Source organism: Flavobacterium sp. LC2016-23 (assembly GCF_009674775.1).
Classification (GTDB): domain Bacteria; phylum Bacteroidota; class Bacteroidia; order Flavobacteriales; family Flavobacteriaceae; genus Flavobacterium.
The window spans coordinates 1-2,389 of the sequence record NZ_WKKE01000051.1; the positions used below are offsets into that span (position 1 = coordinate 1).

The following is a 2,389-nucleotide window of genomic DNA, read 5'->3' on the forward strand; positions in this document are numbered from 1 at the left end:
CTACTTTTGCACCCGCAACAGCGACATGCGTTCTAAGAAATACTGACAGGTTACTAAATCAAACTGAAAAATTATTTTCAAAAAAAGATTTAAAAAAGCTTGTGAGATTTGAAAACGGATGTTACATTTGCACCCCGCAAAATAGCGAAGTTCATTGAAAGGTTGGTAGGAATAAATAGGGAAGTAGAGGCGAAAAAAAAGTTTCAAAATTTCTTGAAAAAGTTCTTGCTAATTAAAAAAGAAGTTGTAGTTTTGCACCCGCTTTGAGAAACAAGCGAAATAGAAAAAGAAGACACGTTCGTAGACATATTGAATTGACAGCCGTTTTAACAGAGATGTTAAAACAAAAGAATAAAGAGTAAGATAATCGAGAGATTGCTAAATGAACCGATAGAGACTGATTCGAATAACAATAGCTTGAGTAATCAAGCAAACAATATACGATGAAGAGTTTGATCCTGGCTCAGGATGAACGCTAGCGGCAGGCTTAACACATGCAAGTCGAGGGGTATGTTTCTTCGGAGGCAGAGACCGGCGCACGGGTGCGTAACGCGTATGCAATCTACCTTTTACAGAGGGATAGCCCAGAGAAATTTGGATTAATACCTCATAGTATAATGACTCGGCATCGAGATATTATTAAAGTCACAACGGTAAAAGATGAGCATGCGTCCCATTAGCTAGTTGGTAAGGTAACGGCTTACCAAGGCTACGATGGGTAGGGGTCCTGAGAGGGAGATCCCCCACACTGGTACTGAGACACGGACCAGACTCCTACGGGAGGCAGCAGTGAGGAATATTGGACAATGGGCGCAAGCCTGATCCAGCCATGCCGCGTGCAGGATGACGGTCCTATGGATTGTAAACTGCTTTTGTACAGGAAGAAACACTGGTTCGTGAACCAGCTTGACGGTACTGTAAGAATAAGGATCGGCTAACTCCGTGCCAGCAGCCGCGGTAATACGGAGGATCCAAGCGTTATCCGGAATCATTGGGTTTAAAGGGTCCGTAGGCGGTTTAGTAAGTCAGTGGTGAAAGCCCATCGCTCAACGGTGGAACGGCCATTGATACTGCTAAACTTGAATTATTAGGAAGTAACTAGAATATGTAGTGTAGCGGTGAAATGCTTAGAGATTACATGGAATACCAATTGCGAAGGCAGGTTACTACTAATGGATTGACGCTGATGGACGAAAGCGTGGGTAGCGAACAGGATTAGATACCCTGGTAGTCCACGCCGTAAACGATGGATACTAGCTGTTGGAAGCAATTTCAGTGGCTAAGCGAAAGTGATAAGTATCCCACCTGGGGAGTACGTTCGCAAGAATGAAACTCAAAGGAATTGACGGGGGCCCGCACAAGCGGTGGAGCATGTGGTTTAATTCGATGATACGCGAGGAACCTTACCAAGGCTTAAATGTAGATTGACCGTTTTGGAAACAGAACTTTCGCAAGACAATTTACAAGGTGCTGCATGGTTGTCGTCAGCTCGTGCCGTGAGGTGTCAGGTTAAGTCCTATAACGAGCGCAACCCCTGTTGTTAGTTGCCAGCGAGTCAAGTCGGGAACTCTAACAAGACTGCCAGTGCAAACTGTGAGGAAGGTGGGGATGACGTCAAATCATCACGGCCCTTACGCCTTGGGCTACACACGTGCTACAATGGCCGGTACAGAGAGCAGCCACTGGGCGACCAGGAGCGAATCTATAAAACCGGTCACAGTTCGGATCGGAGTCTGCAACTCGACTCCGTGAAGCTGGAATCGCTAGTAATCGGATATCAGCCATGATCCGGTGAATACGTTCCCGGGCCTTGTACACACCGCCCGTCAAGCCATGGAAGCTGGGGGTGCCTGAAGTCGGTGACCGCAAGGAGCTGCCTAGGGTAAAACTGGTAACTAGGGCTAAGTCGTAACAAGGTAGCCGTACCGGAAGGTGCGGCTGGAACACCTCCTTTCTAGAGCCTCAAGTGTTAGTTGATTTATCAACACGCTGAGGAAAAAAGAAGAAGCTTTATGGTTTATAATTTTAAGACTATTTTACTCTTGCTGTTAGTTCAAATAATAAATTTTAAGTAAAACAGAGTCTCGTAGCTCAGCTGGTTAGAGTACTACACTGATAATGTAGGGGTCGGCAGTTCGAGTCTGCCCGGGACTACTTTTTAAAGTGAATTGACAATTAATAATTGACAATTTAGAATTAAAAAGGCTGTATGCTTAGAAAAAAGGAAATTCTGGAAGTTGGGATTCACCAAAAGAAGTTTAGAGAAGAATTAAGAAATCTAAAATCTGAATTCTACAATCTAAGATTGAAAAATGGGGGATTAGCTCAGCTGGCTAGAGCGCCTGCCTTGCACGCAGGAGGTCAACGGTTCGACTCCGTTATTCTCCAC

The 2,389-nt window shown here is 44.9% G+C and carries 2 tRNA genes and 1 rRNA gene; all 3 read left to right on the forward strand.

The features are described 5' to 3' along the window. Window positions 1-440: 440 nt before the first annotated feature. The 3 genes from GJU43_RS22635 to GJU43_RS22645 all read left to right on the forward strand — a co-directional run bounded on the left by GJU43_RS22635 (window position 441) and on the right by GJU43_RS22645 (window position 2,388). Window positions 441-1,954: ribosomal RNA gene (locus GJU43_RS22635) — 16S ribosomal RNA — on the forward strand. Window positions 1,955-2,080: 126 nt separating this feature from the next. Continuing rightward, window positions 2,081-2,154, forward strand: a tRNA-Ile gene (locus GJU43_RS22640). 160 nt (window positions 2,155-2,314) lie between these two features. Continuing rightward, window positions 2,315-2,388, forward strand: a tRNA-Ala gene (locus GJU43_RS22645). Window position 2,389: the final 1 nt, after the last annotated feature.